This window comes from Natrinema sp. CRL1, assembly GCF_059162405.1.
Genome location: NZ_JBLVOY010000007.1, coordinates 15,285 through 34,286, shown reverse-complemented (window position 1 = coordinate 34,286; position 19,002 = coordinate 15,285). Strand labels below are relative to the sequence as shown.

The following is a 19,002-nucleotide window of genomic DNA, read 5'->3' as shown; positions in this document are numbered from 1 at the left end:
TGTCGACTCACTCGAGTTTGTCGAGGCCGTCGAAGAAGTTCGCTTGCGGCCCGGCGAGCGTGACGGATTCGGCTGCGAGCGAGACCGAAACTGTCGCCGGCGGCTCGAGGCGCTGGCGGTTGCGCCCGTCGCTGATCGCGTACGCGGTGTCGGTCCCGGTGACGGTGAGGGTTACTTCGGTGTCCGGTTCGACCACCAGCGGCGGCATCGCCTCGGTCGCGGCCATCTGCGTGACGACGAGCGCGTCGGCCGTGGGGTGGACCAGCGGCCCGCCCTCGCTCAGGTTGTAGGCGGTCGATCCCGTCGGCGTGGCCACGAGCACGCCGTCGGCGTGGCTCTCGGCGTACCGCTGGCCGTCGACATCGATTTCGATAGTTGCCCCACCGCCGTGTCCCCGCCGGTGCCCGTGGATGACGATTTCGTTGAGCGCGGGCGCGAGCGACCAGTCCCCGTCACCGTCGGTCGCCTGCAGCCGCGATAGCTCTCGGCCCTCGACAGTCCCCGTCCGCTCGAGTTCGGCCACGACATCGGTCACGACCTCGAGTGCGTCTTCGGGTGCGACGGCGTTGAGAAAGCCCACTTCGCCGAGATTGACCCCGAGGATCGGCGTCGAGCCGACTTCGCGGGCGACGAACAACAGCGTCCCGTCGCCGCCGATGCTCACGACGAGGTCCCGACCGGCCATCGCGGCGACCGAGACGGGGGTCGCCCCGACCGCCTCGCCGGTGGCCTCGTCGACCACGACGCCGGCCCCCTCGCGCTCGAGGGTGTCGACGAGGCTCGCAGCGAGTTCCTGTGCACGCTCGTTGTCACGTTGGGCGACGATGCCGACGGCGACGTCCATCGTCGGCGGCTACCCGCCCCGTCGTCAAAAAGCCACGCTTGTCCGGCGAGCACGTGAGTGACCGAGCGCCTTCGCGGGCCGCCGTCTGCGAGCGCGACCGCAGGGCGACCGAATCGGATGATTACCAATCGGTAACACGTCACGATTCGGTTGACTCCCTTGTCGTACGCTCGAGCGGTCGGAGTTCGTATCAACATACGTTCCTATTTCTCCGCTTCGTCGGGCCGCCTTCTTTCACTCGCGCGTTACAGTGCGGTTCGATCGAGTAAGAGCGACGTATCGACATGTTCAGGCTCCATACTTTTGCGGGTAGGTGTCCGATAGTGAGGTATGGCCCAACGGACGACAGCCGACGAAACGCTGCCACGAGAGGAACTCGCCGCGTACCTCGACGAACTCGCGACGGAGTTCGGCCGAGGCGAGGAGGAGGTCACCGTTCCGGTCGGGAATAAGAACGTGTCGCTGAACCCGCCCCAGAACGTCGATGTATCCGTCGAGGTTGTCGAACGGTCGTCGATGCTCCGGGGGAACCGCGAGACAGTCGAGATCGAACTAAGCTGGAAACCCTAACATGGCTGCCGCGGACTCCGTCCTGATCTTCGTTCTAAGTTTGCTGGTCGGAACGATCGGGATCCTGGCAGGCGCGCGCCTGGTGTTAGACAGGGATGCGAGCTTCGTGAACGCGGCAGTGACTGCCCTCATCGGCGCGGCCGCGTGGGCGATCACGAGTTTCTTCGTCGGATGGGTCCCCATCCTCGGCGTCTTGCTGATGCTGGTCATCTGGGTCGGCGTCATCAACTGGCGGTATCCCGGCGGCTGGGGCTCGGCGGCCGCGATCGGATTCGTCGCGTGGATCGTCGCGGTCGGGATCATCTACGCGATGGCTGTCGTCGGCTTCGTTACCCCCGACGCGCTCGGCATTCCGGGCATCTAAGCCCGCCGCCGGCATTCCCGAACCGAAAGAACGTGGGCAACTGCTTTTGCCGTCGGCTCGAGACCGTAGAGTGGACAGCAATGTACGAGACGATCCTCTTTCCGACGGACGGCAGCGACCACGCAGCGACGGTCGCCGCCCACGCCATCGACGCCGCGGCCACACGCGACGCCACCCTGCACGTCCTCTCGGTCGTCGACGACCGCGCGTTCCTCGTACTCGACGACGATCGCGTCGAGCGCGTCCGCGACGACCTCGAGGCGACCGCCCGCGAGGCGGCCGACGACGCGGCAACCCGCGCCGCAGATCGCGGCCTCGAGACGACGACGGCGGTCGACGCGGGCAACCCGGCCGAGCGTATCGTCGACTACGCCGAAACTGCCGACATCGATCTGATCGTCATGGGAACCAGCGGCGACGAGTACGAACGAAACGTCGTCGGGAGCGTCTCCCAGCGCGTCGTCCGCGACGCTCCGGTTCCCGTCACTACCGTTGGACCCGACGTTTGATGTGGTCTCAGTGATCAGCCTGTGAGCGGCTGACGCCGGTTCGGGAACACACGGTTTGATGTGGTCTCCGTCACTAGTATCGCGGAGATGCGTCGTTCGATCGTAATTACGGCCGTTCTACTTGTTCTCGCCTTCTTACTCGTGGGCGGGCCGTCGCTGTTGCTGTCGCTATCGACCGACCAAATCGGCACCGTGACGGGTGGCACCGAACAGCCGGCCCAGACGAAGCCAGCGCCCGAACTCGTCTCCTTCGAGGACTCCGAAAGCGGCTTCTGGGAGTATCTCAGTCCCACTCGAAGCTTCCAGAAGCGAAGCCCGGTCAACGTCGTCGTCCGCGGCGACCTCGCCGATGTCGAGCGAGTCCTGACCGACGCTGACGACGGCGACTGGTCGGAGATGAACGAATCCGAGGAGGAAGCGCTCCCGGAGACGTACTCGCTCACCGGCGGGAACGCCACCGAGAACGAAACTCAACCAGCCAACGCGACCGCCGAGGGGACCCAATCCGTACCCGAGCCCGAAAACGAAACGGCGGCCAACGACTCGGCCGAGAACGCGACGGATGAGGAGGTGGACGAACCACGGGGCGCTCTTCCCACTCTCGACTGGGGCCAAGCCGACGGGGGGACCCGCTACGCCTACGTCGACCCCGGACCGAACGAGAGCGGCTACTGGATGACCGAATCCCGCCAGCTCGAGGACGGCGACTACTACGGCCAACGGTACCACATCAGACTCTACGAGAGTCCCAAAGGGGAGTGGGTCGCGATGCAGACCCACTCCGAACACTTCGACTGGTTTACGCTCCGCCACCGCGTCCACGGCTCGCAGGACGCCCAGACGAAAGTGGAGAACGACTTCATGGACCATCCACGGATTGATGTCCAAGAGGACGTGACCCGTATCTACCTCGATAACAGGAACTCCGCCGACGCCGACGGCTGGGCAACCCTCGTCGACCTCGCCGGGCTGTTCGTCATCCCCACCCTGGTCGGTGCCAGCGCCGGCAGACGCCGTCTCAGCTCCTCGAGCGGGACCGAACAGCCCGTCGAGCGCGTGAGCCAGCGAGCGCCGAACGCGATTGACGACCACCTGACCGATGTCGATCGCCGCCGACTCGCGGCCGCCTACGCCCGCCTCGAGGCCGGCCACGTCCTCCTCGTTTTCACCATTCTGGCGCTGTATCTCGGCGTCCGGATGGGCGGTCTCGTCCTCGAGCGCCAGGCCGGGTTCCTCACCCCCCACCAGATCGCCGCGCTGCTATACCCGGTCATCGCGGTCGGCATTCCGGCCGCGACCTACCTGCTTGCCCGCGGGCTCACGCGACGACTCGACGCCGCGGTCGTCGCCGCCGCCTCGCTCGCGCTTGCGGTCTGGCTCGACTACAGTCTGCTCGGTGTCTCCTCGCTCCCGGTCGACGTCGTCGTCCAGCGGATGCTCGTCGTCGTCGCGCTCGGGCTGATCGCCGGCGGCGCGGCCAAGCGCGCGGCGCGCGACTCGAAGTTCAACGATATGTTGCTGGTCGGGACGGTGATGTGGCTGCTCGTGTTGGGTGGCACCCTCTTTGGCTACCTCTGAGCCGTCGTCGCGCCCTATCTTGCCGGCATCGACGGCATCGTTATCGTTCGGTCCGCGCGTCTTCGGTGGCGAGCCCTTAAGTCCTTGCAACTTCGTTATCTACACGAAATGGCAAGCCCCACCCGTCAGCGCGAACGCGATCCTGAAACGACAGAAAAAACACAGGAGTCGGAGCGCGAGCGGGTCTGTGACGAGTGCGACGGCGGGACACTCGTCAAGAGCGAAGATCAGGGCGAACTCGTCTGTGACCAATGTGGGCTTATCGTCGAAGGAACGAACATCGACCACGGGCCGGAATGGCGCGCGTTCAACCACTCCGAGCGCCAGAACAAGTCCCGTGTCGGCGCGCCGACGACCCAGACGATGCACGACAAGGGGCTGACGACCTCCATCGACTGGAAGAACCAGGACGCCTACGGTCGCTCGATTTCTTCGGACAAACGCAATCAGATGCGCCGACTGCGGAAGTGGCAGGAACGGATCCGCACCAAAGACGCCGGCGAGCGCAACCTCCAGTTCGCGCTGTCGGAAACCGACCGGATGGCCTCCTCGCTCGCCATCCCCCGCTCGGTCCGAGAGGTCGCCTGCGTGATCTACCGGCGCGCACTCGACGAGGACCTCATCCGCGGCCGTTCGATCGAGGGCGTCGCGACCAGTACGCTCTATGCCGCCTGCCGCATGGAAGGCATCCCCCGATCGCTCGAGGAAGTCGCCGCCGTCTCCCGCGTCGAGCGAAAGGAGATCGGCCGCACCTATCGGTACGTCGCCCAGGAACTCAACCTCGAGATGGAGCCGGTAAACCCCAAGAAGTACGTGCCGCGCTTTTGCTCGGAACTCGAACTCTCCGAAGAGGTCCAGGTCAAGGCAAACGAGATCATCGATGTCACGACCGAGAAGGGATTGCTCTCGGGTAAGTCCCCGACCGGCTACGCCGCGGCCGCGATCTACGCCGCCTCGCTGCTCTGTAACGAGAAGAAGACCCAACGGGAAGTCTCGGACGTCGCGCAGGTGACCGAGGTCACGATCCGGAACCGGTATCAGGAGCAGATCGAAGCGATGGGCATCCACGAGTAAGTCGGCTTTCCGCCGTTTCTAACGCGACCGGTACGCTCTCGCTCGTCGATCGGACAGCCGCCGCTATCGAAGCGTGCGATCCTCGAGAAGTGCGCCGGCCGGGAATTGAACCCGGGCCGCGAGCTTGGGAAGCTCGAGTCCTACCACTGGACCACCGGCGCGCATCGTCACTGCGTTCCTCGCGCGCCGAGGATCGCAGTTCCTCCGGAACTGCTCACCACCGGCGCTCGTTCGCTGCGCCGCTCTCACTCGAGCATATCCGCCGCGCTCACTTGAACGTAGCGCTCTCGAGCGATCCTCGTTCCCCGCCGTTACACAAGAATCCGACCTCGAGTTGCAATCCCTGCAGACTCTCCGTGCGTATTACCTATCCGCCGTGGTAGCGATAGCTGCCACAAGACAGTGTGTCCGGGTTGGGGTAGTGGCAACCTTCAGCCCGTGGAGGCTGAGACGCGCAGTTCGATTCTCGCACCCGGACCTTTTCCGAGTCGTCTCGAGCCGCGAGCGACCGCGAAAACCGGACATCCAGTCAGTTTTTTCCGGGGAGGGGAGGCTATTAGGTCGTGCCGTCCGTATTCGATCACATGATCGACCTTCGCTTTTCCGAGGCGGAACTCGAGCGGCGGCGCGACCACATCACCGACTTCATTCGGGAACAGGTCGACGCCGCGGGGGCCGACGGTGCGGTGCTCGGGTTCTCAGGGGGGATCGATAGCACGCTGACCGGAACGCTCGCCGTCGAGGCGCTCGGGGCCGAGAACGTCCACGGGCTCGTCTTGCCGGCGACGGTCAGCAGCGAGGAGAACATGAGCGACGCCGAACGGGTCGCCCAGGACTTAGAGATTACCTACGACGTGATCGAGGTCGAACCGATCGTCGACTCGCTGCTGTCGGCCTACCCTGAAGCCGAGGGCGACCGCGAGGCGGTCGGAAACGCGCGCGCTCGCGTCCGAGCGGTGCTGAACTACCTCGTGGCTAACCACGAGAGCCGGCTGGTCCTCGGGACCGGCAACCGCAGCGAGGCCGCCGTCGGCTACTTCACCAAGTACGGCGACGGGGCCGTCGACTGTCACCCGATCGGGAACCTGTATAAGGGACAGGTCCGCCAGCTCGCCCGCCACGTCGGCGTCCCGGAGGAACTCGCCGCGAAAACCGCTACCGCGGAGCTGTGGGCCGACCAGACCGACGAGGACGAACTCGGCATCAGCTACGACGCACTCGACTCGATCCTCGCAACGCACATCGACGGCCCGCTCTCCGCGGCCGCGACCGCTCGGCTGCTCGAGGTCGAGGAAGAAACTGTCGAACAGGTCCGCGGGATGTACGAGCACAGCGAACACAAACGGAACGCACCGCCGGCACCGGACCCGCTCGAGTGATCGGTTCGCGGACGGTCACGTCCGCCACTCGTTCTCGAGCAGGCCGTACCAGTAGACGTCCTGCCACTCGCCGTCGACGAACTCGCCGTCGCGGTGAACTCCTTTCTGCGTGAAGCCGACTCTCTCGAGGAGCCGCTTCGACGGCTCGTTGAACTCGAACACGCGGGCGGCGATCCGGTGGAGTCCGAGCTGGTCGAAGGCATACCGGACGACGTGTTCCGTCGCCTCGGTGCCGTACCCCTGCCCGTGATAGTCGGGTGCGAGCCAGTACCCGATCTCGGCCTTTCGGGTCTCCCACTCGATCGAATGCAGCCCGATGGTTCCGACCGGCGTCGAATCGGCGGCGATCAGGAAGTTCACGGTGTCGTCGCCACAGACCTCGTTCTCGAAGAACTCCCGCTCCTGTTCGCCGTTGACGGGCCGAGAGCGACCGATCGCCCGCCAGATCCGCGGGTCGTTGATCTGGGTCTGCAGGAACCCGAGGTCGTCCTCCTCGATCGGTCGCAGCGTGATTCGGTCGCCGTCCAGAAACACCGGCCCGGGCATACCTTCCCCGTATCTGTCACGGTGTAAATTGTTTGTGCCGGTCGGGTTGTCGAATCGTCGACTCGACGCTCGGTCGTACTCCCTACTCGAGCAGCGCGTCGATATCGTCGGCGTGGGCCGCGACGAGATCAGCGAAGGCGTCGGCCTCGCGTCGCTCCTGTGTGGCGCGCTCGCTGTCGTCTCTAATCCGGCGTTTTAGGACGGCAAGCGCGTCGGCCGCGTTGCCGGCGACCTCCTCGGCGACCGACCGCGGGTCGGCGTCGATCCGCGACACGAGCCCGATCCGCAGCGCCTCCTCGGCGTCGATCGGACGGCCCGAAAGCGCGAACTCGAGGGCGTCGCCCTCTCCCAGCACGCGCGGCAGCCGGACGGTCCCGCCCCACGCGCCGAACAGGCCGAAACCGACCCCCGGCTCGCCGTACGTCGAGTCGGGGGTTCCGACCCGCACGTCACAGGCCAGCGCGAGCTCGAGGCCGCCGCCGCGTGCGGGGCCGTCGATCCCCGCCACGACGACCGCGGGCGAGTCCTCGATCATCCGCGCGACGCGCTGGCCCAGCCGCGCGAACTCCGCTGCGCGATCGCGATCCCCCTCGAGTGCTGCGACCTCGTTCAAATCGGCCCCCGCGGAAAACGCGGGGCCGCGCCCCCGAAGGTAGATCACGGGTTCGTCGGCGTCCGCGATCGCCGTTTCGAGGGCCGCGAGGGCGTCGACGGTGAGGGCGTTGCGGGCCTCGGGACGGTCGATCGTCACGGTTCGGATCGGGCCGTCGGCATCGCTGTGGATCATGTCAGCAGTCGATCGGGCGTTTCCAAAGGTCTTTGGCTCCCCCGTCGTAACCCCCCGCTAATGGAGAAGGCCGACAGCTGTCGGCGTGCCGCCGTCGAGGCCGTCGCGGACGTCGAACCACCACAGCTACACGACTATATCGAATCTACCCTCGATCGTGCATCGATGGTCCCCGGGGCGCTCACACTCGAGAGCGCCGCGATGATGGCAGCCGAGCATGTTCTCGAAGACGAGTCCGTCGCCGGTCTCGACGACGGAGACGACGGAAACCGAACTCGAGCGGCCGACGGCGACCTCGACGGCGTCCTCACCCACGCGGCGGGCGTCCAGCTCATCTACGAGGGGCTGCGACTGACGCGGTCGCTCGCCCGCGAGGAGCCGTGGACGGCGACCGAGGCCGAAACCGACACCGCCGACGGCGACCTCGCGATCCTCGCGGCCGACATCCTCGTCGCCCGCGGCTTTTACCTACTGGCTCGCACCGACGCCGCCGACAAAGCGGTCCGAACCGTCCAGTCGTTCGGCCGCGACCAGACCCACCGCGCCGAGCGCGTCGCGGGCGGCGGTGACCCCGCCCCGCTCGACGCCAACCTCGAGCGCGACGTGCTCGAACTCGCCGTCCTCACCGGTTCCGTCGCCGTCGGCGAAACCCCCTCGCCACACCTACTCGCCGTCGCCGAGGGACTCGCGGACAGCGCCGGAGCCTCGTTTCCGCCCGTCGAGGACTCGCTGTGTGACCTCGAGCCCTCGGCTCGAGAGCACTCGCTCGAGGACCACGTCGACCGGGCGACCTCGGCGACGGATCCGTGAGCCGCTGCCAACTGTGGGACGGCACCGCGATAACCCGACTCACGGCCCGCGCAAATCGAAACCCATAAAGACATCTCCGGTCAACGAGGAAGTACGCGCCTGGGTAGCTTAGCGGTAAAGCGCGTCCTTGGTAAGGACGAGAGCCCGGGTTCAAATCCCGGCCTAGGCTCTTTCTGAACTCTCCGAAAAACACTCCTCAGTAGCGATAGCTCGAGCATCAACAGTACCGAGTCAGCCGTCCCTCACCCCCGAATCTCTCCTCCAACCGAGTGGAGCGCCTCATTCGAGCCCCACCCGACACCCGGTCTCGGCCGACTCGTAGGCGGCTTCGATCGCGCGCAGGTCCGCGAGCCCGTCCGCGCCGTCGGGTTCGGGGTTGGTTCCGGTAAGCACGCAGTAGCCGAAGTAGTCGAACTCCTCGCGGACCTCGTCGACCGAGGGCCCGGTGTACTCCGTGCGCACGTCGCCGCTCTCGACGACCATCTCGTGGGGGACGACGCCGCCGAAGGGTGACTCGATGTGGATCTTCCCCTCGGTGCCGACCAGTTCGAGCTGACTGCTGGCGTGGGCGTCGAAACTGGCGGTACACGAGGCCGTCACACCGGTCTCAAACTCGAGTTGGAAAGCGACGTGTTCCTCGACCCGGTCGAAGGGTTCGTCGCTCGAGTGGGTGGTGGCGAAGACGCTCGTGGGCTCGCAGTCGAGGACGAACCGGGTCGTGTTCAGCGGGTAGATCCCGAGGTCGACTAACGCGCCGCCGCCGGCCAGATCGGGGTCGAGCCGCCACGTCTCGGGGTTCGCGTGCTCGAGCAGTGGGTGCGAAAAGCCGCCGTGGATCTGGACCACGTCGCCGACGACGCCTCCACGGACGAGTTCTCGAGTCCGCCGAACCGTCGGCTCGGTCTGCAGGCGGTAGGCTGGCATCAACACCACGCCGGCGTCGGTACAGGCATCGACTACGTTCCGAACGCGCTCGAGGGTGGTCTCGAGGGGCTTTTCGCAGATAACGTGTTTGCCGAACTCGGCCGCTGCGGTCGCGTACCGGCCGTGCAGGGCGTTCGGCGTCGCGATATAGACGCCGTCGTAGGCGTCCGTACGCTCGCCCGCGAGGAAGGCGTCGTAGTCGATGACCTGTGACACGTCGTACTCCTCGGCGATGTCCGTGGCGCGGTCCGGCGAACTCGTGACGAGCACCGTCGTCTCGCAGTAGGTGCCCGCGGCGATCGCGGGTAGCGCGCGCTGGCGGGCGAAGCCGCCGATCCCGATCACCGCAAGGCGAACGGTTCCCGCGACAGATTTTCGCTCCCAGTCCCGCTGCGTGAAGTTTTCGAACCAGTCCTCGAGTGCCATACCGTCTCTAGGGCTCAGGGGAAAAAGGTAGCAGTGAACGTCTGACAGACAGTCTTGATCACGGACTGCTTCGTTCCAGTGACCGACAACCGTTCTGTTTTCGACGCTACTATCCACCGGTGGTATTCACCCATGCCAGTCTTTCGAAGGAAAAAGTTATTCAATAGTCGCCTGTGATATGCAATCACTCATAGGTGACGCAAGATGGTCAAAATGGAAACGGCGGAGCTGGAAACCGCCCTCAGTCTGTTCAAATACGACAATCTCGAACAACTCCCGTCTCGGTATCGGGATCTCGAGGAAGCTGAACGAACAGACCGGATCGAGGCGGCGCTGTCCGAACTTGGCGACGAAGTGGTGATCCTCGGGCACAACTACCAGCGACGCGAGATCGTCGAGCACGCGGACTTCGTCGGGGACTCTTACCAACTCTCGAAGGAGGCCGCCGAGGCCGACGCGGAGTACGTGGTCTTCGGTGGTGTGACGTTCATGGCCGAGAGCGCGGACATCATCACGGACGACGACCAGTCCGTGATCCTGCCGAGCATGGAGGCTTCCTGTCCGATGGCCGGGATGGCCGAGGCCCTACAGGTCGACAGCGCGTGGGCCGAGATCACGGCCGCTGCGCCCGACGCCGACATCGTCCCAATCACGTACATGAACTCTTACGCGGACCTGAAGGCGTTCTGTGCGAGCCAAGGTGGGCTCGTCTGTACCTCCTCGAACGCACACGAAGCCTTCGAGTACGCCTTCGACAAGGGGGACAAAGTCCTCTTTCTCCCCGACAAACACCTCGGGGAGAACACGGCCCACCGGCTTGGGATGGAAGACGAGATCGCCGAGTGGGATCCGTGGGACCCCGAGGGGAAAGATGCCGGGGAAGTCGCGGAAAGCGACATCGTCCTCTGGGACGGCTACTGCCAGGTCCACGAGCGGTTCCGTGAGGACCACATCGAAGAGGTTCGGGCCGAACACGACGATGCGAACGTGATCGTCCACCCCGAGTGTCGCCGCGAAGTCGTCGAAGCGGCCGATAAGTCCGGCTCGACAGCGACGATCTGTGAGACCGTCGCAAACGCCGATCCCGGCGACACGTGGGCGATCGGCACCGAGATTCACCTCACGAACCACCTCCAGCGCTGGCACCCCGAAGTCGAGGTACTCCCGCTCTGTGGCGACGCCTGCATGGATTGTAACGCCATGCGTCAGATCGACCCCAACTACCTCGTGTGGGTGCTCGAGGAACTCGCCGAGGGCCGCGAACACAACGTGATCGAGGTCGCGCCCGAGGAGAAGGAACTCGCCGGCGTCGCACTCGATCGCATGCTCGAGATCTAACCATGACCGAGACCACCACCGGCACGGAGACGACGACCGACGGCGAACGAACGGACGTACTCGTCGTCGGAAGCGGGATCGCGGGCTGTGCGGCCGCGCTCGCGGCGGCCAGGGAGGGCGCGGACGTGTGTCTCCTGACCAAGGCGACGAAACCGGACGACGCCAGCACCGACTGGGCGCAGGGCGGCATCTCGACTACGCGCGGGAATCCCGACGCGCTCAAGAGGGACATTATCGACGCCAGCGACGGCACCGCCGATTCCGCGGCCGTCGAGACCCTCGTCGAAAACGCCGACGAGGCCGTCGAGGGCGTGCTCGTCGACACGCTCGAGGTCGACTTCGACGAGGGCGAGGGCGGCGCGTTCGACTACACGCGCGAGGCCGCCCACTCCGAGTCCCGCATCCTCCACGTCGACGCCGCGACCGGCACCCACATTCTACGACCGTTCCTGAATCACGTCAACGACCACGGCCGCATCGAGGTCCGGCAGGATACTGCGGCCCTCCAGTTGATCACCGCCGAGGGTCGGGTTCACGGCGTGATTAGTGACGAAGAACCGGACGGGCACCCGATCTACGCCGGTGCGACGGTCCTCGCGACCGGCGGCATCGGCGCGCTCTACGGCCGGTCGACCAACCCCGATGACGCGACTGGGGACGGCATCGCCATGGCCGCGCTCGCCGGCGCGGATATCGAGGATATGGAGTACGTGCAGTTTCATCCTACGGCGTATGCTGGCGAGGACCCCTTCCTGCTCTCGGAAGCCCTGCGGGGCGAAGGCGCAGTGCTCCGCAATGGCGAGGGTGAGCGGTTCATGGACGACTACCACCCGCAGGGCGACCTCGCACCGCGGGACGTAGTCGCGCGCGCAGTCGACACCGAGCGCGAGGCGACCGGCGAAGTCGTATTGGACGTGAGCCCGCTCGAGTTCGACGCCGAGTACCCCGGTATCGCCGAGAAATGCCGCGACCGCGGGATCGAGGGCGACGAGATCCCGGTTGCGCCCTGCGAGCACTTCCTCTGTGGCGGGATCGACGTCGACGACCGCGGGCGGACGAGCCTCGATCGGCTCTACGCCGTCGGCGAGTGCGCCCGAACCGGGGTCCACGGCGCAAATCGGCTGGCCAGTACCAGCCTGCTCGAGGGCCTCGTCTGGGGGCTCCGCGCGGGCGACGACGCAGTCGGGTTCGAGCCAGAGACCGTCGAGGCACCCGAACTCCGCGACAGCGACCCCGCGCTCCCCGAGCGCTTCGCCGCCGAGAAGTTCACCCGGCTCACGCGGACGATGGACGAGTATCTGGGTCTCGAGCGCGACCCCGACGAGATCGCCCGCGCGAGTGCCGTCCTCCGGCGGCTCAAGGGCGAGGTCGACGCCTACGTCCGAACACGGACGGCCCGTGACCTCTACGAACTCCGGAATGCCAGTGTCGTAGCCCTGTTGATCGCGCGCGCTGCGAGCGAGAACACGGAATCGACGGGCTGTCACTACGTCTCGCCCGACCGCGAGGAGTCGACGGCCGGACCGACGGCGGACGACTGACAGCCATGCTCACCGACACACAGATCGAGCGCTGGCTCCGCGAGGATGTCGGCCACCACGACGTGACGAATCAGGTCCCCGGCGAGACGACCGGTCGACTCGTCGCGAAAGAATCCGGCATCGTGGCAGGCCTCGAGGCCGCGACGGCGGTCTTCGACTCCCTCGGCGTTTCCGTGACCAATCGGCTCGAGGACGGCGACGAGATCGACCCCGGTGACGAAGTCCTCCGCGTCGACGGCGCTGCACGCGAGGTCCTCCGCGGGGAGCGCGTCGCGGTCAACCTCGCGGGCCACGCCTCGGGGATCGCGACGCGCACGCGCCGCGCCGTCGACGCAGCTCGCGAGGCGCAACGCGCCTCGGATAAGCGAGCGGGCGAAAGCCGCGAGCAGCGCGCTGAGAGCGAGACCGTCTGCGTCGCCGCGACCCGCAAGACCACGCCCGGCCTGCGCGGCCTCGAGAAACGCGCTGTCGTCGCGGGCGGCGGTGACACCCACCGGCTCGACCTCTCACATATGGTCATGGTCAAGGACAATCACATCGCCGAGATGGGACTCGAGGGGGCGATCGACCACTTCGCGGCCCGCACCTCGTTCGCGACGAAAATCGACGTGGAAGTCGAGCGCGTCGCCGACGCGCCGCGGGCGGCCGAAGCCGGAGCCGACATCGTCCTGCTCGACAACATGACGCCTGAGGAAACGCGGGCCGCCGTGGACGAACTTGCCGACTACGAGGGCGTACTGGCCGAAGCCAGCGGCGGGATTACCCTCGCGGACGTACCCGACTACGCTGCGACGGGCATCGACGTGATCTCGATGGGGTCGCTGACCCACTCCGCGCCGTCGCTGGATCTGTCGTTTCGGACCAGTGAGTGAGTCTCAGTCCGCGTTCCACGCGCGAACGTCTTCCTCCTCGAGGAACAGCGACGGGTCGTCGTGGGAGAAGCTGACCCACCGCTCCGTCTCGGCCGCGGTCACGTGGGTCAGTAGCTCCTCCTCGACGAGTGCCGTTTCGAAGACTGCTCTGCAGTCCGTAAGGTCGTAGGTCAGCGGCACGAAAACGGCCGTCTCGGTATTCTCGTCGCGCTCGACGGTCAGCGCGACTCGCCGGTCGCTGCCCTCGTCCGCGAGCGGCCGGTAGTACACGTCGGCCGCCGTGATCGTAACGTTGCCCTCCTCAATAAGCTCCTCGAGGACGCCGTACGCCTCGGCCGAGACCGTGACCTCGAGCCCGAGCCGCTCGTCGGTGTCGACCGGCGAGACGGCCGTCGGCTCGAGGACGACGGCGTCCCAGCCGTCCTCGCGGTACTCCGCCGCGATCGTCCGCGCGTCGGCGAGAAGTTCGTCCCACAGCGGCCCCGACGGTCCCTGACTGTCCATCGGTTCCGGGCCATCTGCCTGCTCGGAACTCTCCGTCGACTCCGATTTCTCCGCCGTCATCGGATTCCCTCCGGTCGCGTTCCTGTCGGCATACTCGAGGGCGACAACCCGGAGCGGAAAAACGTTATCTCTCCCGTACTCGAGTCGAGCAGTTCCCATCGCCGTCTTCCGTGTCCGTCCGTGGCAGATCGAGCCGTTCCAGCGCATCGCGCCAGATATCTTCGCCGTCCGGATCACACTCGGCTTGCCACTCCGACGGCGGCAGGATCGTCACGTCGACCTCCCCTTCCTGAGCCGCTACGGGCGGGTCTATTCGGATCTGATGAAGCAGCGTCCCGACGCCGTCGGTCTCGCGAATCCGGGCCAGCGTTTCCCTCGCCGCCTCGAGCGACAGGAACGACAGCATGCATTCGGTGACGAACACGTCTATCGCGTCGATTCCGAACGCCTCGCGCAGCGACGGGATCAGGTCTTCGTCGCGAATGTCCGCCTCGAGTAGCCGCGCTCGAATCTGGGGCTCCGCCGTTTCCAGTGCCGATCGCGACGCGTCGAAGCCGTAGGCCGCCACATCGTGCTCGCACAATCCCTCGACCGTCGCGCCCGCGCCACAACCCGCGACGACGACCACCGGTTCCCGCTCGGCGTCCGCGACGACCTTGGCGAACGCGGCGAGCGCTCCCGCTTTGTCGAATCGCTCTCCCATGATCTCCCACCGGCTCGCGCGTCGAAAACTCTCTCGGTCGGCGGCTCTCGAGCGGATTCCAGAGGGCGTCTCGCTCCGCTTTCGGACGCCGACGGATCGTTACCGCCCGTCGCCGAGGTGTTCGATCGACACGTCGGCCGCGTCGCTCGTGTTGCCCGCGTCGCCGATTAGGGCGTCCTCGATCGCTTCCCGAACGGTCTCGGAGTCGGCGGGCCCACCTGCCCCCGCCACAGTCCCTACCGTCGCGGGATCGAGCGCCACCCCGAGCACGTCGTAGACCCCCTCGAGCGCGGTCGCGAGTTCGTCGCGATTTGCCACGAGCACCACGCCGGCGACGAGCGCCGCGTCGACCCGAACGCGCTGGGCGATGCCGACGAATTTCCGGCGTCTCCCGTCGGCGCTTGCGTCCGCGACCGACAGCGAGTGCGTTCCGGGACAGAACGCCTCGTCGGGTTCGCCGCGGCTCGGCTCGAGTCCCAGCGTCCGAAACGCCCGCTCGAGGTCGGCCGTAACCCGCTCGTACCGGTCCGTCGACCCGGTGCGGAAGTCCGCGATCGGTTCGGCGCGGGCGAACGCCAGCGTCGTCTCGCCGTCGTAGGCGACCGCCCGGCCGCCGACGTCGCGCTCGATCGGCGGGAACCCGCGCTCGCGTGCGGCCTCGCGGGCGCGATCGTACCCTTCGAGACGGGTGTCCCGGCGGCCGAAGGCGACCTGCCGGTGGGGCGTCCAGACGCGAACGGCCCGCTCGCCGGCGGCGGCGATCGAGAGCAGCCGCTGGCTCGCGTCGCGATCGGCCTCGATAGCTGCTGCCCGCCCGCGAAAAACGTGCATAGCGGCCGTAGGTCCCGGTGGGTCTAAACGCTCCCGCCCCCAGAGTCCGACAACGAATGGCCGTCACGCTCCCCGAGGCCGTACTGGCGCAGTACGAGCGCTTCTCACTGTACAACTCGCCGTACCCCGCCCACGACGGCGGCTGCGCGATCGATTGCTATCCCGGCACGCTGGTCGACGGGCGGACGACCGCCGCGCCGAGCCCGGTCGCCGGCACCGTCCGCGAGACCCGAACCGTCCGCGCGCCGCCGAAACCCTACGCGCCCGACCACGACCACCTCATCCTGCTCGAGCCCGCGGACTCGAGCCCGCTCTCGGGATTGATCGTCCGAATCCTCCACGTCGAGCCGTCGGTCGAAGCCGGCCAGCGCGTCGACCGCGGCGACTCGCTGGGCCGGCTCGTCCGGGCGGGCTTTTTCGCGCCGTGGGTCGACAACCACCTCCACGTCGGCGTTCGCGACCCCGACCAGAACCCCTACCGAGCGTCGGGGTCGCTCCCGCTCGAACTCGAGATGTCGGTCCGTCCGCTCGAGTGGGACGGCACCGGCCGCGTCGTTTCGACTGGGGAAACGTACGCAGTCCTCGATTCGCCGGCGCATCCAAATCCCGGCGCTGAATTCGTCGGCGTACGGGCCGACGGCGACGGCGTCCTCGACGGCGGGCTCCCACACTACGACGGCGGCGGGCTGCTCGAGCAGGGCGGGTCGCTCGACGCGGAGCGCGACCGCGACTCCGTCGTCTCGCTGAACGGCGACCGCCTCGGCGTCGCCGACGGCCGGACGATCGCGTGGGACGACGTGACCGTCACGGCGAACGACGAGCCGATCACCGGCCTGTCGCTGTTCTGCGCTCGAGATGGCGACTTCGGCGCGAAGCTGATCTGTCCGGACCGGTCGTTCGAGCGAGGGGAACGGGTTCGAGTGCGAGTTCGCTCGATCGACGACCGGCGAGACGACCGCGTCGGCTGACTCGTCGGGCTCTCGCGGGTCTCAGTCGGTTCGCTCGCGGTAGCGCGCCTTCGCCCGCTGGTAGGCGTCGTCTTCGCGAACCCGTTTCCAGTACTCCTCGAAGACGAGCGCGGCCGCTCGCTTGTCGGGGTCGGCCCACTCCCGGGGTTCGCGTTCGGTTCCGTCGTCGTCGTACTTCCGACCGCCCGGATACTTCGCGTATCGCATCGCTCGAGTGTACCCCATCTGCAGGTACTTGCGAGCCATGTCCATCCCCGGAAACTCGTCGTTCGCCCGATAGCGTTCGTACCGCTCGTAGATCGCTTCGGCGGCCGCTTCGGCGGCCGCTTCGTCGCTGTACGACCACAGCGGGAGCAGTTCGCTCTTGTAGGGTTCGACTTTGAACACTCCTTCCTCACCGCGACCGATCTCGTACGCGCCGGGATCGGCGCGGAAATCGATATCGTATTCGGGACCGTCGTCGGGGTCGGTGTCGTCGGTCACACGTGCGGTACGGTGACGAGAGAAATCAACCCTCGACAACGGGCGGGTCAGGAAACGTAGCTGTCAAGGCCGTCGCCGGCTGACGGGTCGCCATGGCCGAGGACACGCCGACGATGGACGCGCTCGACGAGTTCGACGACCTCGAGGGGATGCTCCAGTACTTCCTCGACGAGAACCAGGAGTTCCTCTCGTGGCTCGGAACGACCGTCGACAACGTCGGCGACGGGACGATGACGATGTCGATTCCCTACGACGAGAAGCTGACGAACACGCGGCCAAATCCCGATCCCGACGAGCAGGCGGATCTCCACGGCGGTGTCGCGGCCACCCTGATCGACACCGTCGGCGGCCTCGCGCTGCGGACGGCCATGGACGACCCCTTCGGCGCGCGGATCGCGACGATCAACCTGAACGTCAACTACCTCCGGCCGGCGACGAGCGACCTCGTCGCGACCGCGGACGTGATCCGGGTCGGCGGCAGCGTCGGCGTCAGCGAGATCACCGTCGAGAGCACGGCCCCCGACGGGGAGATCAAGCCCGTCGCGATCGGGCAGGGCGCGTACCGCGTGTTCCGTCCCGAGTAGTCCGACCCTCGAGTTTCCTCGCGCTACGTCCCCAAAGCTGGGGCGTCAGAAATCGGCAATCAGCCGTCGAAGTCGAACCACGAAAACGGCCAAAACGATCCCGAATGCGACGGCTGGGAGAGAGGAGCCGGCCGTGGCGAAATACCAGAGCGCGTATGCGCTGATTCCAATGCCCACTAAGTACACGGGCCGCAGCTGTTGTTCGTTCAAGTGCCTCCCTCCGCCGGTCTCGAGCCGTGCCGCGGTCCCTTGTTTCCCGTCCCGGACTGCAGTCGCCGCTTTGCCATACCCGTGGATCGGGGCTTCGGTAGTAAAAGCTACTCACTGGCGGCCGATGCGAACTCGCTTGCTCGAGGCTACGTATCGGCGGACAGCATCCGGAGCCGGACCACGAGATAGACCGCGACGAACGCGAACGCGCCGGCGTAGAGCCACGTGCCGCTCGTGACCGCGTACGTGAACGCGACCGCGTTGAGCGCGATCCCGATGATGTAAATCGGGCGTAGCTGCCGTCTGTTCATTCGCGTTCACCGTCCGTCGTCGGCTCGAGGCACGGTCGGGTCGGCGGTGCCGGTTGTCGCGAAAGGTGTGCGGTCATAGACGGTCCTTGGAGCCGCCCCGGTAAAACACTGCAACTCGAGACCCAGCGTCGTCCGACTCGTTCGGGTATCCGTGCGGTCGAACGGAACGTCGTCTCCCACTCAGGCGAACTCGAGGTCCTCGCTCTGCTCAACCTCGCCGAACAGCCACGCGGCGTGCTCGAGGGCGTATTCGCGGTGGTCGTCCTCGATCGCGCCGATACAGTCCTCGACCATGATCGGGCGGAAGTCACGCAGACCGGCGCTGCCGCCGGTATGGAGCACGCAGACGTTCGCGAGGGTGCCACAGATGACGAGGTCGTCGATCCCGCGGGCGTTCAGCCAGCCCTCGAGTTCGGTGTTATGGAATGCGTCGTAGGTGTGTTTCTCGACGACGTTGTCGGCGGCTTCGACTGGGAGGTCGTCGACGATTTCGGCCTCCCAGGACCCCTCGAGGACGTGTTCGCCCCATTGCTCGAACTCGTCGTAGTAGTGGGCGTCGTCGAACTGCTCCGGCGGGTGGACGTCGCGGGTGAACAGCAGTCGCGCGCCCGCATCGCGGGCGCGGTCGACCAACTCGGCGATCGGCTCGATGACGGCCTCGCTTCCCGGCGCGTACAGCGATCCCTCGGGGTGGCAGAACCCGTTTTGCATGTCGACGACCACCACTGCCGTCCTGGCTGGCTCGAGGTGCATGCGTAGGCGGTCGTACGGTCGGAACGCTAAAAACGTTCGCGCCGGCCTCGAGATCGACGTTCGACCGGGACAACCGTCGTTCTTTTTGCACTG

At 66.6% G+C, this 19,002-nt stretch carries 22 protein-coding genes and 2 tRNA genes; 13 read left to right on the top strand and 11 right to left on the bottom strand.

Annotation, left to right across the window (positions count from 1 at the left end; translation table 11 throughout):
- Positions 1 to 7 precede the first annotated feature (7 nt).
- Entirely contained in the window at positions 8 to 844 is an 837-nt protein-coding gene (locus tag ACJYUO_RS19330; protein WP_494346972.1) for an NAD(+)/NADH kinase, read from the bottom strand.
- Positions 845 to 1,174: 330 nt separating this feature from the next.
- Between ACJYUO_RS19330 and ACJYUO_RS19325 the strand changes: the two genes are divergently transcribed.
- The 5 genes from ACJYUO_RS19325 to ACJYUO_RS19305 all read left to right on the top strand — a co-directional run bounded on the left by ACJYUO_RS19325 (position 1,175) and on the right by ACJYUO_RS19305 (position 4,939).
- Complete coding sequence (locus ACJYUO_RS19325) at positions 1,175 to 1,414, top strand: amphi-Trp domain-containing protein (RefSeq protein WP_494346971.1); 240 nt, start codon at positions 1,175 to 1,177, stop codon at positions 1,412 to 1,414.
- A gap of 1 nt (position 1,415) precedes the next feature.
- Positions 1,416 to 1,778, top strand: coding sequence for a hypothetical protein (locus tag ACJYUO_RS19320; RefSeq protein ID WP_494346970.1), 363 nt, complete (start codon positions 1,416 to 1,418; stop codon positions 1,776 to 1,778).
- An 80-nt stretch (positions 1,779 to 1,858) separates the two neighbouring features.
- On the top strand, positions 1,859 to 2,287 hold the full coding sequence (locus ACJYUO_RS19315) for a universal stress protein (RefSeq protein ID WP_494346969.1): 429 nt from the start codon (positions 1,859 to 1,861) through the stop codon (positions 2,285 to 2,287).
- Positions 2,288 to 2,374: 87 nt separating this feature from the next.
- Positions 2,375 to 3,865: a hypothetical protein gene (locus ACJYUO_RS19310; RefSeq protein WP_494346968.1), complete on the top strand. Its 1,491-nt coding sequence runs from the start codon at positions 2,375 to 2,377 to the stop codon at positions 3,863 to 3,865.
- A gap of 108 nt (positions 3,866 to 3,973) precedes the next feature.
- A complete protein-coding gene (locus ACJYUO_RS19305) occupies positions 3,974 to 4,939 on the top strand; it encodes a transcription initiation factor IIB (protein ID WP_494346967.1) in 966 nt (321 codons plus the stop codon).
- Between the two features lie 90 nt (positions 4,940 to 5,029).
- On the opposite strand, the gene ACJYUO_RS19300 is transcribed toward ACJYUO_RS19305, so the two are convergent.
- A tRNA-Gly gene (locus ACJYUO_RS19300) sits at positions 5,030 to 5,100 on the bottom strand.
- Positions 5,101 to 5,523: 423 nt separating this feature from the next.
- Here ACJYUO_RS19300 and ACJYUO_RS19295 point away from each other — a divergent pair.
- Entirely contained in the window at positions 5,524 to 6,318 is a 795-nt protein-coding gene (locus ACJYUO_RS19295) for an NAD+ synthase (RefSeq protein WP_494346966.1), read from the top strand.
- 15 nt (positions 6,319 to 6,333) lie between these two features.
- Here ACJYUO_RS19295 and ACJYUO_RS19290 read toward each other — a convergent pair whose 3' ends face one another.
- The gene (locus ACJYUO_RS19290) at positions 6,334 to 6,864 is read right to left on the bottom strand and encodes a GNAT family N-acetyltransferase (RefSeq protein WP_494346965.1); all 531 of its coding nucleotides are present in this window, start codon (positions 6,862 to 6,864) and stop codon (positions 6,334 to 6,336) included.
- A gap of 82 nt (positions 6,865 to 6,946) precedes the next feature.
- Positions 6,947 to 7,651, bottom strand: coding sequence for an enoyl-CoA hydratase/isomerase family protein (locus tag ACJYUO_RS19285; protein ID WP_494346964.1), 705 nt, complete (start codon positions 7,649 to 7,651; stop codon positions 6,947 to 6,949).
- Between the two features lie 60 nt (positions 7,652 to 7,711).
- Between ACJYUO_RS19285 and ACJYUO_RS19280 the strand changes: the two genes are divergently transcribed.
- Complete coding sequence (locus tag ACJYUO_RS19280; protein WP_494346963.1) at positions 7,712 to 8,461, top strand: DUF7114 family protein; 750 nt, start codon at positions 7,712 to 7,714, stop codon at positions 8,459 to 8,461.
- 97 nt (positions 8,462 to 8,558) lie between these two features.
- Positions 8,559 to 8,630: transfer RNA gene (locus ACJYUO_RS19275), tRNA-Thr, on the top strand.
- 110 nt (positions 8,631 to 8,740) lie between these two features.
- Here the strand turns inward: ACJYUO_RS19275 and gfo6 are convergent.
- Positions 8,741 to 9,811 (bottom strand): D-xylose 1-dehydrogenase Gfo6, encoded by a 1,071-nt coding sequence (gfo6, locus tag ACJYUO_RS19270; RefSeq protein WP_494346962.1) that lies wholly within the window; start codon positions 9,809 to 9,811, stop codon positions 8,741 to 8,743.
- Positions 9,812 to 10,015: 204 nt separating this feature from the next.
- Between gfo6 and nadA the strand changes: the two genes are divergently transcribed.
- The 3 genes from nadA to nadC are packed head-to-tail and all read left to right on the top strand — an operon-like array spanning position 10,016 to position 13,562.
- The gene (gene nadA, locus ACJYUO_RS19265; protein WP_494346961.1) at positions 10,016 to 11,149 is read left to right on the top strand and encodes a quinolinate synthase NadA; all 1,134 of its coding nucleotides are present in this window, start codon (positions 10,016 to 10,018) and stop codon (positions 11,147 to 11,149) included.
- A gap of 2 nt (positions 11,150 to 11,151) precedes the next feature.
- Entirely contained in the window at positions 11,152 to 12,690 is a 1,539-nt protein-coding gene (locus tag ACJYUO_RS19260; protein ID WP_494346960.1) for an L-aspartate oxidase, read from the top strand.
- Positions 12,691 to 12,695: 5 nt separating this feature from the next.
- Positions 12,696 to 13,562: a carboxylating nicotinate-nucleotide diphosphorylase gene (gene nadC / locus ACJYUO_RS19255; RefSeq protein ID WP_494346959.1), complete on the top strand. Its 867-nt coding sequence runs from the start codon at positions 12,696 to 12,698 to the stop codon at positions 13,560 to 13,562.
- Between the two features lie 3 nt (positions 13,563 to 13,565).
- On the opposite strand, the gene ACJYUO_RS19250 is transcribed toward nadC, so the two are convergent.
- The 3 genes from ACJYUO_RS19250 to ACJYUO_RS19240 all read right to left on the bottom strand — a co-directional run bounded on the left by ACJYUO_RS19250 (position 13,566) and on the right by ACJYUO_RS19240 (position 15,600).
- Entirely contained in the window at positions 13,566 to 14,066 is a 501-nt protein-coding gene (locus ACJYUO_RS19250; protein WP_494347080.1) for a DUF7529 family protein, read from the bottom strand.
- Positions 14,067 to 14,190: 124 nt separating this feature from the next.
- Positions 14,191 to 14,769, bottom strand: coding sequence for a class I SAM-dependent methyltransferase (locus ACJYUO_RS19245; RefSeq protein ID WP_494346958.1), 579 nt, complete (start codon positions 14,767 to 14,769; stop codon positions 14,191 to 14,193).
- Positions 14,770 to 14,868: 99 nt separating this feature from the next.
- Positions 14,869 to 15,600 (bottom strand): lipoyl protein ligase domain-containing protein, encoded by a 732-nt coding sequence (locus ACJYUO_RS19240; protein WP_494346957.1) that lies wholly within the window; start codon positions 15,598 to 15,600, stop codon positions 14,869 to 14,871.
- Between the two features lie 56 nt (positions 15,601 to 15,656).
- Between ACJYUO_RS19240 and ACJYUO_RS19235 the strand changes: the two genes are divergently transcribed.
- Positions 15,657 to 16,568: a DUF8155 domain-containing protein gene (locus ACJYUO_RS19235; protein WP_494346956.1), complete on the top strand. Its 912-nt coding sequence runs from the start codon at positions 15,657 to 15,659 to the stop codon at positions 16,566 to 16,568.
- Positions 16,569 to 16,589: 21 nt separating this feature from the next.
- Here the strand turns inward: ACJYUO_RS19235 and ACJYUO_RS19230 are convergent, their stop codons facing one another.
- Positions 16,590 to 17,051 (bottom strand): DUF4385 family protein, encoded by a 462-nt coding sequence (locus ACJYUO_RS19230; RefSeq protein WP_494346955.1) that lies wholly within the window; start codon positions 17,049 to 17,051, stop codon positions 16,590 to 16,592.
- A gap of 92 nt (positions 17,052 to 17,143) precedes the next feature.
- Here ACJYUO_RS19230 and ACJYUO_RS19225 point away from each other — a divergent pair, with 92 nt between their 5' ends.
- Positions 17,144 to 17,635 carry a PaaI family thioesterase gene (locus ACJYUO_RS19225; protein ID WP_494346954.1) on the top strand — a complete coding sequence of 164 codons (492 nt, stop codon included), beginning with the start codon at positions 17,144 to 17,146 and terminating at the stop codon, positions 17,633 to 17,635.
- A 356-nt stretch (positions 17,636 to 17,991) separates the two neighbouring features.
- Here ACJYUO_RS19225 and ACJYUO_RS19220 read toward each other — a convergent pair whose 3' ends face one another.
- Both ACJYUO_RS19220 and ACJYUO_RS19215 read right to left on the bottom strand, forming a co-directional pair.
- Positions 17,992 to 18,156, bottom strand: coding sequence for a hypothetical protein (locus ACJYUO_RS19220; protein WP_494346953.1), 165 nt, complete (start codon positions 18,154 to 18,156; stop codon positions 17,992 to 17,994).
- 180 nt (positions 18,157 to 18,336) lie between these two features.
- The gene (locus tag ACJYUO_RS19215) at positions 18,337 to 18,909 is read right to left on the bottom strand and encodes a cysteine hydrolase family protein (protein WP_494346952.1); all 573 of its coding nucleotides are present in this window, start codon (positions 18,907 to 18,909) and stop codon (positions 18,337 to 18,339) included.
- Positions 18,910 to 19,002 lie beyond the last annotated feature (93 nt).

Coding starts and splice junctions, on each gene's coding strand:
- ACJYUO_RS19330 (WP_494346972.1), bottom strand. CDS start 844: ATGGACGTCGCCGTCGGCATCGTCGCCCAACGTGACAACGAGCGTGCA.
- ACJYUO_RS19325 (WP_494346971.1), top strand. CDS start 1,175: ATGGCCCAACGGACGACAGCCGACGAAACGCTGCCACGAGAGGAACTC.
- ACJYUO_RS19320 (WP_494346970.1), top strand. CDS start 1,416: ATGGCTGCCGCGGACTCCGTCCTGATCTTCGTTCTAAGTTTGCTGGTC.
- ACJYUO_RS19315 (WP_494346969.1), top strand. CDS start 1,859: ATGTACGAGACGATCCTCTTTCCGACGGACGGCAGCGACCACGCAGCG.
- ACJYUO_RS19310 (WP_494346968.1), top strand. CDS start 2,375: ATGCGTCGTTCGATCGTAATTACGGCCGTTCTACTTGTTCTCGCCTTC.
- ACJYUO_RS19305 (WP_494346967.1), top strand. CDS start 3,974: ATGGCAAGCCCCACCCGTCAGCGCGAACGCGATCCTGAAACGACAGAA.
- ACJYUO_RS19295 (WP_494346966.1), top strand. CDS start 5,524: ATGATCGACCTTCGCTTTTCCGAGGCGGAACTCGAGCGGCGGCGCGAC.
- ACJYUO_RS19290 (WP_494346965.1), bottom strand. CDS start 6,864: ATGCCCGGGCCGGTGTTTCTGGACGGCGACCGAATCACGCTGCGACCG.
- ACJYUO_RS19285 (WP_494346964.1), bottom strand. CDS start 7,651: ATGATCCACAGCGATGCCGACGGCCCGATCCGAACCGTGACGATCGAC.
- ACJYUO_RS19280 (WP_494346963.1), top strand. CDS start 7,712: ATGGAGAAGGCCGACAGCTGTCGGCGTGCCGCCGTCGAGGCCGTCGCG.
- gfo6 (WP_494346962.1), bottom strand. CDS start 9,811: ATGGCACTCGAGGACTGGTTCGAAAACTTCACGCAGCGGGACTGGGAG.
- nadA (WP_494346961.1), top strand. CDS start 10,016: ATGGTCAAAATGGAAACGGCGGAGCTGGAAACCGCCCTCAGTCTGTTC.
- ACJYUO_RS19260 (WP_494346960.1), top strand. CDS start 11,152: ATGACCGAGACCACCACCGGCACGGAGACGACGACCGACGGCGAACGA.
- nadC (WP_494346959.1), top strand. CDS start 12,696: ATGCTCACCGACACACAGATCGAGCGCTGGCTCCGCGAGGATGTCGGC.
- ACJYUO_RS19250 (WP_494347080.1), bottom strand. CDS start 14,066: ATGGACAGTCAGGGACCGTCGGGGCCGCTGTGGGACGAACTTCTCGCC.
- ACJYUO_RS19245 (WP_494346958.1), bottom strand. CDS start 14,769: ATGGGAGAGCGATTCGACAAAGCGGGAGCGCTCGCCGCGTTCGCCAAG.
- ACJYUO_RS19240 (WP_494346957.1), bottom strand. CDS start 15,600: ATGCACGTTTTTCGCGGGCGGGCAGCAGCTATCGAGGCCGATCGCGAC.
- ACJYUO_RS19235 (WP_494346956.1), top strand. CDS start 15,657: ATGGCCGTCACGCTCCCCGAGGCCGTACTGGCGCAGTACGAGCGCTTC.
- ACJYUO_RS19225 (WP_494346954.1), top strand. CDS start 17,144: ATGGCCGAGGACACGCCGACGATGGACGCGCTCGACGAGTTCGACGAC.
- ACJYUO_RS19220 (WP_494346953.1), bottom strand. CDS start 18,156: ATGAACAGACGGCAGCTACGCCCGATTTACATCATCGGGATCGCGCTC.
- ACJYUO_RS19215 (WP_494346952.1), bottom strand. CDS start 18,909: ATGCACCTCGAGCCAGCCAGGACGGCAGTGGTGGTCGTCGACATGCAA.